Source organism: Paraburkholderia oxyphila NBRC 105797, from assembly GCF_000685075.1.
GTDB lineage: Bacteria > Pseudomonadota > Gammaproteobacteria > Burkholderiales > Burkholderiaceae > Paraburkholderia > Paraburkholderia oxyphila.
Genome location: NZ_BAYD01000025.1, coordinates 1 through 13,920, shown reverse-complemented (window position 1 = coordinate 13,920; position 13,920 = coordinate 1). Strand labels below are relative to the sequence as shown.

Here is a 13,920-nt window from a genome sequence, read left to right as displayed (position 1 = left end):
ACGAGCGCACTGCCCGCCCACGGCGTCGCGAGTTCCCGTGCAACGTGCGCGACACGACGTTCGTGCTCGCTCATCTCATCTAATATCGAAGGAGCGGCCGCAAGCCGATAGCACCCCTTATCAATGCGTCTGAGTCGCGCGCCTGAATGACGGCGCCGCATGGCGCCGGACGCATCCCGACCCCGTAGCGCAACGCCGGAGGCGGCCCATGGAGCAGGCAAACCGGATCATCGTGCTCGACGACGAAGCCGAGCTGCGCCACATGCTGCAGCGCTTCCTGAGCGGGCATGGCTTCGAAGTGCGCGCCGTCGCCGACGGCAAGCGCCTCGACCGCATGCTGCAACGCGAGCCTTACGACCTGCTCGTGCTCGATCTGATGATGGAGCCCGAAGACGGCCTGAGCGTATGCCGCCGGCTGCGCGCGGAAGGCCATACGCTGCCGATCCTCATGCTCACGGCCAAGGGCGATGCCGCCGACAAGGTGATCGGCCTCGAAACCGGCGCCGACGACTACCTCGCCAAGCCCTTCCTGCCCGACGAGCTCGTCGCGCGCGTGAAGGCGCTGCTGCGCCGCCAGAAGATGGCCGCGGGCGACCCCACGGTCACGACGCAGCGGCTGCGCTTCGGCGATTTCGTCTTCGACGTCGGCCAGCAAACGCTCCTGCGCGACGGCGTGCCCATCGAGATCCATTCGGCGCAAATGCTGCTGTTGCACGCGCTCGGCTCCTCACCGAACCGCGCCGTGAGCCGCGAGAACCTGCTCGCGCGCGCCCGCGGGCGCGACCATGCCGCGCTCGACCGCAGCGTCGACGTGCAGATCCTGCGGCTGCGCCAGATCGTCGAGGAAGATCCCGCCAAGCCGCGCTTCATCAAGACCGTCTGGGGCATCGGCTACATGCTGGTGGCCGGCGTCGACGCCTGATGCGTCACTCGTTCATGCGTACGCTTTCGCGCTGGCTGCCGCGCTCGCTCCTCTCGCGCAATATCGCGTTGCTGGTGGCGCTCGTCGCGCTCACCCAGGTGTGCTCGCTGGCGGCGTTGCTGCATTTCGTGCAGCGCCCGCATATCGAGCGCGCCTCGATCATCTTCGCCGACTACGTCAAGATGCTCGACGGCACGCTCGCCTCGATGCCGCCGGCCGAAGGCCGCGCCGCCACCGCGCGCCTGAATGCGCACCGCGAGGCGCCCAACGCGAGCGTCGACCTGCCCGGCGTGAATCCGCTGCATGTTTTCCAGACCTGGCAGCGCGACGTCTTCATCGAGGCGCTCCGGCGCCATCTGCCCGGCGACATGCCGGTGCGCTGGGAAATCTCAGACGAAGAGCGCCTCTGGATCCGCGTGCACGCGGCGGGCGAGCCCGTCTGGGTGGCCCTGCCGATGACCGCCGACGCACGCGCGAGCGGCATCACCACGGCCATCGCGCTGTCGATCGGCCTCGCGCTGCTGGCGGCGTTCACGGGCTGGCTGATCCAGCTCCATCTGAACCGCCCGCTCGGCGATCTGGCTCACGCGGCGCGCCGCGTGAGCGCAGGCGATGCACCCGCGCCCCTGCCCACCGACGGCCCGACCGAGATCGCTCAGGTCAGCCAGGCGTTCAACCAGATGACCGCTGCGCTGCAGCAAGCGGAAGCGACGCGCGCGCTGATGCTCGCCGGCGTCTCGCACGACATCCGCACGCCGCTCACCAAGCTGCGCCTCGCCATCGCCATGGCGCTGCCGCGCGGCACCAACGACAAGCTCGTCGATTCGGCCGAGGGCTATCTCGACCACATCGACACGATCCTCCAGCAGTTCATGGACTACGCGGGCAGCGGCGAGCGCGAAGCACCGCAGCCGGGCGACCTCAATGCGCTCGTCGGGCAGCTCGTGGCCGACTTCGCGGGGCTCGGGCACGAATTCGACTTCGAAGAAGGCGATCTGCCCCATTTCGCGTTCCGGCCCGTGGCCGTCATGCGCCTGTTGATGAACCTGATGCAGAACGCCGTCGTTTATGGCCGCACGGGCCTTTGCGTGCGCACGTGGCAGGCCGACGGCCACGCCTGCGTGGCCATTTGCGACCGCGGCAGCGGCATCCGCGCAGAAGAGCTGGAGCGGCTCAAATCGCCGTTCAGCCGCGGGACCAACGCGCGCGGCCACACGGGCGGCACCGGCCTGGGCCTTGCAATCGTCGAACGAATCGCGCGGTTGCATGGCGGCTCGCTGACCTTCGCCGACCGCGCGGGCGGCGGGCTCGAAGCTGTGGTGAGGCTGCCACTCGAACGCGCCCCGTTTCCGGAGCCCGCCGCGCACGGGTGACGCGCGGGCGACATACAGCGACATAATTCGCGCGTGGCGTCAGCACGCGCCTTCTCCCATACTTGCGCCTGTACCGAGCGACACGCGCTGCCACGAGACAAGAGCAGGCAAGACGTCCCGCCGGCCCTCATGAACCCGATCCATTATTTCGACATCCTGATTAACTGGCGAATAGCGGATCCAGCACCCAGGCAACCCGAGATGAACACGATGCTCCAATCCCTCTTCAACAAGACCCGTCGTTTCGCCGGCGCAGCCCTGCTCGCAGGCTCGCTGTTCGCTTCGGGTTGCGCCTCGGCCGCGAATGCGCTGCAGGCAGCCGGCCCGCTGCCGCAAGTGCGCGCCGAGGTGATCTACGTGTCCGCGTTCGAGATCTCGCCCGATGTCGTGAAGCTCGACAGCGGCATGGCGCAAAAGCTCAAGATGATGGCGAGCGGCGAGTCGTCGGCGCAGCAGCAGCAACAGATGGCGCTCGCGGCGCGCGAGAAGCTGGCCGACAACATCGTCGCGCAATTGCAGAAGATGGGCCTGCCCGCCCTGCGCGTGGAAGGCCCCGTGCCGGCGGGACGCAGCGCGATCGTGGTCGAAGGCCGCATCGATACCGTCGATGCTGGCAGCCGTCGCCGCCGCGTCCTGATCGGGCTAGGCGCGGGCAAGAGCGAAGTGGGCGCGACCATTGCCGTGTCGTACCTGCCGGCCAACGGCGCGCCGCAATCGCTCGTCACCTTCGAGGCGAAGGCGGACAGCGGCCATATGCCCGGCATGGCCGAAACGGCGGGCGTGGGCGCGGCGGCGGGCCAGGTGGCCATGTCGGCGGCGGCAGGCGCAGGGCTGCACGGCGTGTCCGAGGCCAAGCGCGACACGACCACCGCCGACGCCGGCAAGCTCGCCACCTCGATCGCGAAGCAGCTTGCGCAAGCGGCCACGCAATACGGCTGGGTGCCGGTCAGCAAGGCCAGCTGATCACAGCCCGACAACGCGGCAATCTGTAGACCCGTACGGCGGCGCACATGCGCCGCCGTTCTCTTTTCTATTGCGCGGTCTCGCGGTAATGCGCGAACTTCGAGGTCTGCCCGATACCCGGATTGAAGCAGTTGCACGGATCGAGGCTTTCATAAAACGCCTTGAGCGCGGGCTTCGCGGGGTAGAGATGGCCGACGTTGTGCTCGGCCGGATACTCGGCGCCGCGCGCGTCCAGCAGCTTCCACATCGCGTGCTCGAGTTCGAGGCAATCGTTGCCCTTGCGGACGATGTAGTCCTGATGAAATACGTGGCACAGGAAATGCCCGTAATAGAGCTTGACCGCAATGGGCCGCTCGACGGCCTCGGGCAGCTTTTCGAACCACTCGCGGTCGTTGCGCCGCAAGGCGATGTCGAGCGCGACGATATCTTCCACTTCGTCGCCATGCACCGCGCGATAGCGCACGGCCGCCCCCGCCGCCGCGAAGCGGTGCAGGAAGGCCTTGGCGCCTTCCTCGGCCGTGCATTCGAAAAAGTCGCCGCCCGCCTGCGCGAAGTAGCGCTGCAGATAAGCGCGCGTCTCATCGGCGGTATCGGCCGACACCTTGAGCATCAGATGATGCTCGTAGCGGTTGCGATAGTCCTTCAGGCGCGCGGGCAGATGGCTCGGAAACAGCCGGCTCGCGGCCTGCGCCACGCGGTCGGTGAGATGCGCGGGCAAGAAGCCGAAGCGCTCGAAAAACGCATCGCAGCGGCTCTTCAGCGCGAACAAGGCAGGCAGCCGCTCGGTGCCCAGATACTGGATCATGAGGAACACGTCCTTGCCGTAGCGCTCGGCGATATCGAACGCGTCCCGGTGCATGTACTCGCCCGCAATCGGCAGGCTGGACAGTGCCGAGAGCACATGGCGGCGCACGTCGGTCAGCTCCGGGGTCGCGTTGGTGCCGATGTAGAACACCTTCGCGCCTTTCTCCACAGGAAACGTGTCGAGCCGCACCGCGAACACCATCACCTTGCCGGCCGATCCCGAGGCTTCGTGGAGGCGCAGCGGATCGGCGTTGTAGCGCGCCGGTGTCGCCGCGTCCACGTCGCGCACGTGCTCGGCGTAGTGCCGGTCCGAGGCTGCGCCGGCGTCGTGGCGGCTGTCCGCTTCGGGCAGTTCGCCGCGATCGAGGCGCGCGAGGATCTGCCCGGGCGTCTCGCCAAGGCGGATGCCGAGGTGGTTGACGAGGCTGAGCTGACCCTGCGCATCGACCTGTGCATAGACACTCATCTCCGTGTAGGCCGGCCCGCGCCGCACGAGCGAGCCGCCCGAGTTGTTGCAGATGCCGCCGACCACCGATGCGCCGAGGCACGACGAACCGATCACCGAATGCGGCTCGCGGCCGAACGGCTTGAGCGCCTTCTCGAGTTGATCGAGCGTGGCGCCCGGCAGGCAGACCACCTGCTTGCCGCCGTCGATCACGTAGACCTTGCGCATGCGCGCCATGCTCACGATCACGATTGGGCGGTCGTAGCCGTCGCCATCGGGCGTCGAGCCGCCCGTCAAGCCCGTGTTGGAGGCCTGTGAAATGACGATGGCGTTCGCGCTCACGCAGGCTTGCAGCACGGCCCATTGCTCGACGAGCGAGCCGGGGCGCACCACCGCCGCCACCTTGCCCTCGCCGAAGCGAAAGCCCTTGCGGTATCGAAGCGTTGCCTCGTCGCCGGTAAGCACGTGGCGGCGGCCGACGATGGATTGCAAGGCGTCGACGAGCGGCGCTCGCCCCTCGCCACGCTGCGCGCGCGGCGAGTCAGAACGATCGGAAACGGCGGACATGCGGGCAACTCCTGCTGGGCCGGCATGCGGACGCCACATTCACGCGGCGGTTCGCTTGCCTTCGAATCAAAGGAGCCGAGCATAGGCCGCGCGATCCATTACGTCCAATATCGCGGATGCGGTCAATCGATATGAAAAACATATAGATTCGCCGCGCAAGCGGGATTCGAGCGCCCGCGCATGACGCCGGACTCAATCGCGCGAAGCGTGCCGGGCCGTCTCGCGCAGGATGCGCACGAAATGCTGCACCGTCGGCGAGCGCTCGCCCGGCCGGTGCACGAGTGCGATGGTGGTATGGAGCGACCCGCCCTTGAGCGCGTGATAAGTGACGCCGAGCGCCCGGATCTGCCGCATCGAAGACGGAATGAGCGTGACGCCGAAGCCGGCCGCCGCCATGTTGACGGCCGAGGAGATTTGCGGCGACTCCATGCTGATGACCGGATTGAAGCCCGAGGCACGGCACGCGCTGAGGATCGAATCGTAGAGATCGGGGCCGATCGGGCGCGGAAAGAGAATCAGCGGGTCGCCTGCGAGATCGGCGAGATCGATGCTGCGCCGCCGCGCGAGACGATGCCGCGGCGGCAGCACCGCGAGCACGTCCTCCTCCACGAGCGGCTCGGTGGCGAGCCCCCGGCAGTCGAGCGGCAGGCGCACGAAGGCGGCGTCCACCTTCGCCTCGCTCACGCGCTCGAGCAGCACCGAGCTATTGCTTTCCTCGCAGCCGATCGCCACGCCTGGATACGCGCTGCGATAGCGCTGCAGCAGCGTGGCCACGAGCGGATGGAACACCGTGGAGCCCGCGAAACCCAGCATCAGCCGGCCCGTCTCGCCGCGTCCCGCGTTCTGCGCCTCGGCCAGCGCGAGATCGGCGTCTTCCACGATGCGCCGCGCGCGCTCGCGAAAGAGCCGCCCGGCCTCGGTCAACTCGACGTGCCGCGAATGCCGCATGAACAGGCGCGTGCCAAGCTCCTTTTCGAGCTTCTGGATCTGCTGGCTCAGCGGCGGCTGTGCAATGCCGAGCACGCGCGCGGCTTCGCTGAAGTGCAGATGCTCGGCGACAGCGAGGAAATAGCGTAGCTGGCGCAATTCCATAGGTTTTTCGTCTTGATTCGACCCGCGCAGGATGGAGCGCGCAGTGTGAACCGAAACTGCGCGGGCGTCCATCCGGAGCAATGGGCTATGCGTTCAGCCCGTGCCCATGCGGGTCTCGTCGACGAACTTCTCGGTGGCGTCGTCGATCTTGCGGCCCTTGCGCCCTGCCGGGCCGTGAATATAGATGGTCTTCATGTCGACATGGCGCTCGCCGGTCATGCCGGGCGGCGGCGTCATCTCGTAGTGCACCTCGCGCGCGTGGTCGGCGAGCTGCAGGCGCGGATCGAACACCGAGTTGAACTTCCACAGCATGCGCACGAAATTGGTCTGGCCGCGCAACAGCAGATGCGTCGCCTGCCCGAGCGCGCCGCGCAGCGCCGTCCAGCCGAGGTGCTTGCGATTCAGAACTTGTTGCGTGCGCACCAGTTCCGCGTAGAACTCGGGCAACGGCAGCTTCGTCGGCACCACCGCATGCTGGATGTCGTAGAGCCTGTAATCGAGGCTCGTCAGGCGCCGCGCCTCCTGCTGCCAGTTCTCGGTACCCGGATACGGCGTGTTCACGCTGATGTTCACGATCTCGGGAATCTCCATGCACCACTGGCGTATCGTCTCGAAGCGCGCATGGTCCCAGTCGGGGTCCGCAATCAGGTTGACCGCGACCGTGATGCCCAGCGAACGCGCGAACTCCAGCGCCTCGAAATTGCGGTCGAGGCTGATGCGCTTGCGAAACGCCTTGAGCCCCTCGTCGTCGATCGCCTCGAGGCCGAGGAACATGTACTTGAGGCCCAGCGTCTGCCACGCGCGGAACACCTCCTTGTTGCGCAGGAGCACGTCGCCGCGCGTTTCGAGGTAGTAGCGCTTCTGGATGCCGCGTTTGCGGATCGCATCGGCGATCGCCATGCCGTGCTCGGCGTGCACGAAGGCCACGTCGTCGACGATAAAGACGCCCGGCTCGCGCAGCGACGCGAGTTCCTCCACCACGACCTCGGGGCTGCGCGTGCGGTAGCTGCGCCCATAGAAGGTCCACGCGCTGCAGAACGTGCAGTCCCACGGGCAGCCGCGCGCGAATTCGATCGACGCGCACGGGTCGAGCGTGCCGATGAAATATTTGCGCCGGTGCCGCAGCAGGTCGCGCGCGGGCCGCACGGGGTCCAGATTTTCGACGAAGCGCGGCGGCGGCCCGGACCCTTCGCGCGTGACCACGCCCGGCACCGCGAGCAGATCGCCGCCTTGCGCGACGGCCTCGAGCAGCATGTTGACCGACGCCTCGCCTTCGCCGCGCAGGACGCAGTCGATGGCGCCATCGGCGTGACGCAGCAGATCGTGCGCCGTGAACGACACGCTATGGCCGCCCACGAACACGAAGCACGCAGGCAGCGCGGCCTTCACGGCCCGGGAGAGGTCGACGATCTCGGGAATGTTCGCCAGATAGTTGCCCGAAAAGCAGAGCGCCTCGGGCTGCCAGTCGCGCACCCTGCGCATCAGGTCGCGATGGGTCTCCACTTGCAGGTCGATCAGGCGCACGTCGTGGCCCGCGTCGCGCGCGGTGCCGGCAACCGATTCGAGACCCAGCGGCTCGAGGCGCAGGAACACGCGCGTATACATCAGGCCGCTCGGGTGGACAGCGAGCAATCTCATGAAGCCTCCTTGCGAGGCGCCTGCCCGACGCGGTGTGCATCGCGGCGCGCCTGCGGTATGGCACTGCTGTGGCACTGCTCCGGCACTGCTGCTTCGTGCGAGTCTACGCGCCTTCACACAGCGGCGCTCGCGGCGCCGCCACTTCCGGCATCACGCCCGCCTCGAGCCCGTGTGACGCCGATAATCAGAAGCTGCCGAAAAACGACCCCAGCACGATCACCACGGCTAGAGCAATCAGCGCGCCCACGATGCTGACCACCACGAGATCGCGATAGCTCTCGCGATGCGTCGACCCGCAAACGGCCAGCAGTGTCACCACGGCGCCGTTGTGCGGGAGGCTGTCGAGCGTGCCCGACGACATCACGGCGACGCGATGCAGCAACGCGGGATCGATATGATGCTGCGCGGCAAGCTGCATATAGGTGCCGCCGAGCGCGTCGAGCGCAATGGTGAGCCCGCCCGAGGCCGAGCCGGTGAGCCCCGCGAGCAGGTTCGCCGCGACCGCGAGCGAGACGAGCGGACCGCCGCCGATGCCGAGCACCCAGTCGCGCACCGCCTCGAACGCCGGCAGCGCGGCGATCACGGCGCCGTAGCCCACGAGGCTGCCCACGCTGAGGACCGGCAGCACGGCGGCGTTCGCGCCCGCATCCACGCTTTCGCGCAACGCGGCGAGGCGCCCGCGGTTCAGGGCGATGAGCACGGCGATCCCCACCGCGAGCGCCACCGAAACACCCCATACGCCTGCCACCGCCGAAAGCGAGGTCGCGCCCCAGCGCGGCTCGGCAAGATAGCCGGCGTCCATGTGCGCAAACACCACGACGTTCATGACGAAGTTCGTCGCCACCACCACCGCGAGCGGCGCGAGCGCAACGAAGGGGGGCGGCGGGCCCGCGTCGTCCGACGCAACGGCGCCGTTGTCGATTTCGGCGGGATCGAAGGTCTGTGCGAGGCTCGCGCGCTCGCGCACGAGCGCCGACTTGCCGCGCGCCGTATCGTCGGCGCCGCCGCCCGCGGGCTCGACGAAGCCCTCGCCATTGCGGCGCGCCACGGCAGCCATGCGCCCGAGCCACCAGAGACCGAAGCCTGCCATCACGATGGCCGCGATGATCCCGAGCCCCGGCGCCGCGAACGGCGTGGTGCCGAAAAACGGCATTGGAATGGCGTTTTGCAGCGCAGGCGTGCCGGGCAGCGCGGACATGGTGAAGGTTGCCGTGCCCAGCATGATCGCGGCCGGCATCAGGCGGCGCGGAAGATTGGCCGAGCGAAAGAGCGCCTGCGCCATCGGCGCGAGCACGAAGAACGCCACGAACAGGCTGACGCCGCCATAGGTGACGAGCGCGCCGCCCAGCACCACGGCGGCGAGCGCGTGACGCGTGCCGAGCTTGTCGATCATGAACTGTGCGACGGCGTCCACCGAGCCGCTGTCCTCCATCAGCTTGCCGAACAGCGAGCCGAGCAGAAACAGCGGAAAGAATTGCGCGAGAAAACGCCCTGTGCTGCCCATGAAGGTCTGGGTCCAGTGCGCGAGCACGGGCTGGCCCGAGATGAGTGCGGCCAGCATCGCGCAGAGCGGCGCAAGCAGCAGCACGCTCCAGCCGCGATAAGCGAGCCAGATGAGCAGCGCAAGGCTCGCGAGCATGCCGCCGAGGCCCAGCGCAAGCGCGGCCGCGCTCATTGCCCGGCTCCAGGCCGCACGCCGCCGATCTCCAGGGCTCGCAACAGCGTGACCAGGCACAGGGAGGCCAGCAGCGCATCGGGCGTGCGGCGGGCCCTGCGAAACGCGCGCGCCCTTAGCGGTGTCGTGTCACTTTCGGCGGCCATGGCGGCTCCGTTGAAGGTCGACCAGCCGCGAGGTTACAGGAAAAGCCAAAACCGGCGCACGCGCGACGCCCGCGCTGCACGGCCTCGCCTGCCGGTCAGGAGACGCCAAAAGCGCGGCGCTGCTTTGGTAGACTGGGACTCCCGCTCTCGCCCACTGTCCGTATCGCCATCGCGCCGTGTCGAATACCCGCTCGCTCCCGCGCCTCTTGACCGAAATCCGCGCTTGCCGCGTCTGTGCCGGGAGCTTGCCGCTCGGCCCGCGTCCGGTGCTGCAGGCAAGCGCCAGTGCGCGTCTGCTGATCGTCGGCCAGGCGCCCGGCGCGAAGGTCCATGCTTCGGGCGTGCCGTGGGACGACGCGAGCGGCGAGCGCCTGCGCGACTGGATGGGCATCGATGCGCAGACCTTCTACGACGCCGCGCGCATCGCCCTCGTGCCGATGGGCTTTTGCTATCCGGGCCGTGGCGGCGGCGGCGATAACCCGCCGCGTCCCGAATGCGCGCCGCTCTGGCACGAACGCCTGCTCGCGCTGATGCCCGACGTGCGCCTCACGTTGCTGGTCGGCCAGTATGCGCAGCGCTACTTCCTCGGCAACCGGCGCAAGGCCTCGCTGACCGAGACCGTGGAGGCCTGGCGCGAGTACGCGCCCGCCTGTGTGCCGCTGCCCCACCCCTCGCCACGCAATACGCCGTGGCTCCAGCGGCATCCGTGGTTTGCGCACGACGTGCTGCCCGCGCTGCGCGAGCGCGTCGCCGAGGCTTTATCCCAAACACAGCACAGGCAGCAATCGGCCGTGGATCCGCACAACAAGGAGAAGCAGAAGATGACCCAACCAGCGATCACCGTCCAGCGTGTCTACGAAGCGCTGCCCGAAGACGGACAGGCGTGCTTTCTGGTCGACCGCCTGTGGCCGCGCGGCATGCGCAAGGAGAAGCTCGCGCATGTGAGCTGGGTGAAGGACGTCGCGCCGAGCACGGAGTTGCGCCAGTGGTTCCACAAGGACCCCGCGCAATGGGACGAGTTCGAGCGGCGCTACATCGCCGAGCTCGATGCGAACCGGGCCGCATGGGAGCCGATCGCCGAGGCGAGCAAAACGCGCCCGGTCGTGCTGCTCTATAGCTCGCACGAGACCGTGCGCAACAACGCCACCGTGCTGCGCGACTATTTGATGAAGAAGCGGCGCAAATAGCGCCGCGTGCCTTCCTCGAGCAGCAACATCCCGGCCCGACGAAACTCCACTATTCGACCACCGGCACGCCTGCAAAGTGCGCTAATGTACGTGCGTGCAAATGCGTATCCCATGGAGAACCCCACATGAAAAAGATCGTCGTGAACGCCGGCCCGTACCGCTTCGTTGGCCGCCTCGAGGAAGAGAAGGCGCCGCTGACCTGCCAGCGCTTCCTGCAGTTGCTGCCGTTCAAGAACAAGGTGATCCATTCGCGCTGGAGCGGCGAAGCGGTGTGGATTCCGCTCGGCGATTTCGATACCGGCCTCGATTTCGAAAATCACACGAGCCACGCGTCGCGCGGCGACATCCTGCTCTATCCGGGCGGATTCAGCGAGACCGAGTTCCTGTTCGTGTATGGCAGCTCGATCTTCGCGAGCAAGATGGGCCAGCTCGCCGGCAATCACTTCTTCACGCTGCTCGAAGGCCACGAGCATCTCGCCGCGTTCGGCAAGCTCGTGCTGTGGGCAGGCGCGCAGGACATCGAGTTCCGCCTCGCCGACGAATGACGCCGGCGTGAGCTCAGGTCGTGGATGTCCCGCAGCCGTTTGCTTCGCTCAGAACTTCTGGCGGATGCCGGCGACCACCGCGACCTGCGTAGTCGTCGACGATGGCCCGCCGGTGCCGTCGATCCACGCGCTGCCGATACCCGATGAGGCCTTCTGGTAGAAGCCGTTCAGGTACAGGTCGGTGCGCTTGGACAGCAGATACTGCACGCCCGCCGACACCTGATGATAGTGGCCGTCGTCGTCGCCTCGCGCCACCTGCGTGTACGTGTAGCCGACCATCGCCATCAGCGCGGGCGTCAGCATGTAGCGCACGCTGCCTTCGTAGTTGTTGAAGCGCAGCGCGCCGCCTGTCTCCATCTCGAAGTTCGTGCCGGTGTAGAGCAGGCCGAGCGTGGCTTGCCCGAACGCGTAGGTGCCGCCCGCGCCCCAGATCTGCTGGCGCGTCGTGCTCGCCAGACTCGCGCCGAACACGCTCGCCGACGAAGGATAGTAATTGTCCGAGGCAACCGCGCCCGACGCGCTCGTCGCCGGACGGTTCATCCGCGCATACGCAGCGCCCGCGTTCAGCGGCCCGTTCGCATAGGTGACGCCGGCGCTCCAGCTGTTGTCGTCCGCGAAGCCGGTGGCGTTCGAGAAGCCGTACACGAGGTTCGCCTGCAGGCCGGCCCACGTTGGCGACACGTACTTGACCGCATTGTTCGTGCGGAACGTGTTGTTGATGTCGTCGTTATCGAACGGGTGCGTCGAGTACTGTGCCAGATAGCTGCTCATCTGCAGCGTGCCGAGCACGTCCTGCGTCGAGTTGTACTGGCGGCCGAGTGTCAACGCGCCCCAGTTGACGCTGCTCAGGCCGACCCAAGCCTGATGGCCGAACATTCGGCCGCCCTGGCCCAGTGCGCCGTTCGCGACGTTAAAGCCGTTTTCCAGCCGGAAGTTTGCCTTCGTGCCGCCGCCGAGATCCTCGGAGCCAATCAGGCCCCAGCGCGGGCCCGACTCGTTGCCGCCCGCCAACTGCCACGACGAATGGCCTTGCTGATTATTCGTGTAAAGCACGCCGGCATCGACGATGCCGTACAGCGTGACCGTCGACTGCGCGTTGGCGGCCTGAGCGCACGCGCAACTCATTACGACGCCTGCCGCTGCGATCTTGAGGGTATTGCTCACCTGTCTCTCCACCTTTGAAGAATGCGATCTCGTTATTGATTGTTCTGGTCTGCGACGATCGTTGCGCCCCGTTTGCAGATCGAGCCGCAGGGGATCACTTCGTCAGCGGAGCGGATGTTAGCGAAGCCAATTCCCATTAAAAATTTAAATATTCAACTGAAATTCAGTTGAAAATTGAATACATCGAGCGTGTGGCACGTGCGCCGTGAAGCGCTCAGAATAGGCGGGCCTTACCCCGCGATCCGGGCATGGGCCGGGATCGCCCAACTTTGAAAAGGACTTCCGATGCTGAACTGGAACGAATACCGCAAGGAGCTGGCGACGCGCGTCGGCGAAATGGGCAAGCTGTCTCCGGGCACGCTCGAGGGCTACAAGACGCTGTCCACAGCCGGGGCGAAGACGGGCCATCTGGACGCGAAGACCCGCGAGCTGATCGCGCTTGCCGTCGCCGTCACGACGCGCTGTGACGGCTGCATCGCGGTGCATACGGCGGAGGCGAAGAAGCATGGCGCGACCAGGGATGAAATTGCGGAGGCGCTCGGTGTGGCGGTCGCGCTGAACGCGGGCGCGGCGCTCGTGTATTCGGCACGCGTGCTCGACGCGCTCGGCGACTGAGCGGTTGCGCAAGGCCGGCCGCACGCATCCAGCGCGAGCCGGCCTCGCGAAGCAATCTCCCGTTACATACGCAGCCGCGCCTCCGGACGCATATCTGCTACCGTTACGGTTACGAATTGGTTGAAATCGCAATAAATAGTCGTCGGGCAGTACCCATCGAGGAGGAACAGCGATGCGCAAGCAGCTCGTCGGCGCGGCGCTCGCCGGTCTGGCCGCAGTGTCGGCAACACCGGCGCTCGCGCAGACCCAGGCGTTCACCAACACAACCGTCAATCTCTATGCCGGACCGGCCGGCGACTATCCCGTCGTGGCGCAACTTCCGGGCGGCGTCTCGCTCGCCGTGATGGGCTGCGTGGCCGGTTACAGCTGGTGCGATGTGAGCCTGCCCGGCCTGCGCGGCTGGGTCTACGGCGCCTATATCGCGTATCCGTATCAGGGTGCGAGAGTGCCGCTGATGAACTATGGCGCGGCCATCGGCTTGCCCATCGTCACATTCACGCTCGGCGCGTACTGGGGCAGCTATTACCGCGACCGCCCGTGGTATGGCAATCAATCGCGCTGGTATCGGCATCCCGGGCCGCGTCCGGGGCCGCCCCCGGCCATCCGCCCGCCCGGGCGGCCACCCGCGCATGGCCCGAAGCCGCCGCCCCCCGGCGGCCATCACGGCAACCGGCCCGGCGGCGGCAACGGACACGACCATCGCCCACCCAACCAGGGCGCGCGGCCACCAGGACAAGGCGGCGCGAGGCCACCGGGACAAGGCGGTGGACGCCCGCCGGGCAAC

13 protein-coding genes and 1 pseudogene are annotated in these 13,920 nt (G+C 67.3%); 8 read left to right on the top strand and 6 right to left on the bottom strand.

Annotated features, from left to right (window positions below; genetic code table 11):
- Nucleotides 1–208 precede the first annotated feature (208 nt).
- From BO1_RS17845 to BO1_RS17835, 3 genes are all read left to right on the top strand, one after another.
- Nucleotides 209–922 carry a response regulator gene (locus BO1_RS17845; RefSeq protein WP_028218723.1) on the top strand — a complete coding sequence of 238 codons (714 nt, stop codon included), beginning with the start codon at nt 209–211 and terminating at the stop codon, nt 920–922.
- A 14-nt stretch (nt 923–936) separates the two neighbouring features.
- Nucleotides 937–2,295, top strand: coding sequence for an ATP-binding protein (locus tag BO1_RS17840; protein WP_028218722.1), 1,359 nt, complete (start codon nt 937–939; stop codon nt 2,293–2,295).
- 201 nt (nt 2,296–2,496) lie between these two features.
- Nucleotides 2,497–3,258, top strand: coding sequence for a DUF4410 domain-containing protein (locus BO1_RS17835; protein WP_028218721.1), 762 nt, complete (start codon nt 2,497–2,499; stop codon nt 3,256–3,258).
- 67 nt (nt 3,259–3,325) lie between these two features.
- Here BO1_RS17835 and dld read toward each other — a convergent pair whose 3' ends face one another.
- The 5 genes from dld to BO1_RS59235 form a co-directional block, all read right to left on the bottom strand.
- A complete protein-coding gene (gene dld, locus BO1_RS17830) occupies nt 3,326–5,074 on the bottom strand; it encodes a D-lactate dehydrogenase (RefSeq protein WP_028218720.1) in 1,749 nt (582 codons plus the stop codon).
- Between the two features lie 192 nt (nt 5,075–5,266).
- Nucleotides 5,267–6,166 (bottom strand): LysR family transcriptional regulator, encoded by a 900-nt coding sequence (locus BO1_RS17825; protein WP_028218719.1) that lies wholly within the window; start codon nt 6,164–6,166, stop codon nt 5,267–5,269.
- A gap of 93 nt (nt 6,167–6,259) precedes the next feature.
- Entirely contained in the window at nt 6,260–7,804 is a 1,545-nt protein-coding gene (gene hpnR, locus BO1_RS17820) for a hopanoid C-3 methylase HpnR (RefSeq protein WP_028218718.1), read from the bottom strand.
- Between the two features lie 184 nt (nt 7,805–7,988).
- On the bottom strand, nt 7,989–9,479 hold the full coding sequence (locus tag BO1_RS17815) for a GntP family permease (RefSeq protein ID WP_043285271.1): 1,491 nt from the start codon (nt 9,477–9,479) through the stop codon (nt 7,989–7,991).
- A complete protein-coding gene (locus BO1_RS59235) occupies nt 9,476–9,625 on the bottom strand; it encodes a hypothetical protein (protein WP_156992306.1) in 150 nt (49 codons plus the stop codon). Before BO1_RS59235 ends, BO1_RS17815 begins: the two co-directional genes overlap by 4 nt.
- A gap of 176 nt (nt 9,626–9,801) precedes the next feature.
- On the opposite strand from BO1_RS59235, the pseudogene BO1_RS61210 reads away from it, so the two are divergent.
- The 3 genes and pseudogenes from BO1_RS61210 to BO1_RS17805 all read left to right on the top strand — a co-directional run.
- A pseudogene (locus BO1_RS61210) lies at nt 9,802–10,377 on the top strand (uracil-DNA glycosylase family protein); the annotation flags it as partial.
- Between the two features lie 69 nt (nt 10,378–10,446).
- A complete protein-coding gene (locus BO1_RS61205) occupies nt 10,447–10,812 on the top strand; it encodes a DUF488 domain-containing protein (RefSeq protein ID WP_167338360.1) in 366 nt (121 codons plus the stop codon).
- 125 nt (nt 10,813–10,937) lie between these two features.
- Nucleotides 10,938–11,357 (top strand): DUF3830 family protein, encoded by a 420-nt coding sequence (locus tag BO1_RS17805; RefSeq protein ID WP_028218716.1) that lies wholly within the window; start codon nt 10,938–10,940, stop codon nt 11,355–11,357.
- Nucleotides 11,358–11,405: 48 nt separating this feature from the next.
- Here BO1_RS17805 and BO1_RS17800 read toward each other — a convergent pair whose 3' ends face one another.
- Nucleotides 11,406–12,482 carry a porin gene (locus BO1_RS17800; RefSeq protein WP_043285289.1) on the bottom strand — a complete coding sequence of 359 codons (1,077 nt, stop codon included), beginning with the start codon at nt 12,480–12,482 and terminating at the stop codon, nt 11,406–11,408.
- 324 nt (nt 12,483–12,806) lie between these two features.
- Here BO1_RS17800 and BO1_RS17795 point away from each other — a divergent pair, with 324 nt between their 5' ends.
- Together BO1_RS17795 and BO1_RS17790 are read left to right on the top strand one after the other, a co-directional pair.
- Nucleotides 12,807–13,136 carry a carboxymuconolactone decarboxylase family protein gene (locus BO1_RS17795; RefSeq protein ID WP_028218714.1) on the top strand — a complete coding sequence of 110 codons (330 nt, stop codon included), beginning with the start codon at nt 12,807–12,809 and terminating at the stop codon, nt 13,134–13,136.
- Between the two features lie 172 nt (nt 13,137–13,308).
- Nucleotides 13,309–13,920, top strand: a 612-nt coding sequence (locus BO1_RS17790; RefSeq protein ID WP_028218743.1) for an SH3 domain-containing protein, incomplete at its 3' end; no start/stop codon positions are given.

What these genes read in the sequence shown, in the direction of transcription:
- BO1_RS17800 (WP_043285289.1), bottom strand. Translation starts at nt 12,482, where the DNA reads ATGAGTTGCGCGTGCGCTCAGGCCGCCAACGCGCAGTCGACGGTCACG.
- BO1_RS17825 (WP_028218719.1), bottom strand. Translation starts at nt 6,166, where the DNA reads ATGGAATTGCGCCAGCTACGCTATTTCCTCGCTGTCGCCGAGCATCTG.
- BO1_RS17795 (WP_028218714.1), top strand. Translation starts at nt 12,807, where the DNA reads ATGCTGAACTGGAACGAATACCGCAAGGAGCTGGCGACGCGCGTCGGC.
- BO1_RS59235 (WP_156992306.1), bottom strand. Translation starts at nt 9,625, where the DNA reads ATGGCCGCCGAAAGTGACACGACACCGCTAAGGGCGCGCGCGTTTCGC.
- BO1_RS17840 (WP_028218722.1), top strand. Translation starts at nt 937, where the DNA reads ATGCGTACGCTTTCGCGCTGGCTGCCGCGCTCGCTCCTCTCGCGCAAT.
- BO1_RS17845 (WP_028218723.1), top strand. Translation starts at nt 209, where the DNA reads ATGGAGCAGGCAAACCGGATCATCGTGCTCGACGACGAAGCCGAGCTG.
- BO1_RS17815 (WP_043285271.1), bottom strand. Translation starts at nt 9,479, where the DNA reads ATGAGCGCGGCCGCGCTTGCGCTGGGCCTCGGCGGCATGCTCGCGAGC.
- dld (WP_028218720.1), bottom strand. Translation starts at nt 5,074, where the DNA reads ATGTCCGCCGTTTCCGATCGTTCTGACTCGCCGCGCGCGCAGCGTGGC.
- BO1_RS17805 (WP_028218716.1), top strand. Translation starts at nt 10,938, where the DNA reads ATGAAAAAGATCGTCGTGAACGCCGGCCCGTACCGCTTCGTTGGCCGC.
- hpnR (WP_028218718.1), bottom strand. Translation starts at nt 7,804, where the DNA reads ATGAGATTGCTCGCTGTCCACCCGAGCGGCCTGATGTATACGCGCGTG.
- BO1_RS61205 (WP_167338360.1), top strand. Translation starts at nt 10,447, where the DNA reads ATGACCCAACCAGCGATCACCGTCCAGCGTGTCTACGAAGCGCTGCCC.
- BO1_RS17835 (WP_028218721.1), top strand. Translation starts at nt 2,497, where the DNA reads ATGAACACGATGCTCCAATCCCTCTTCAACAAGACCCGTCGTTTCGCC.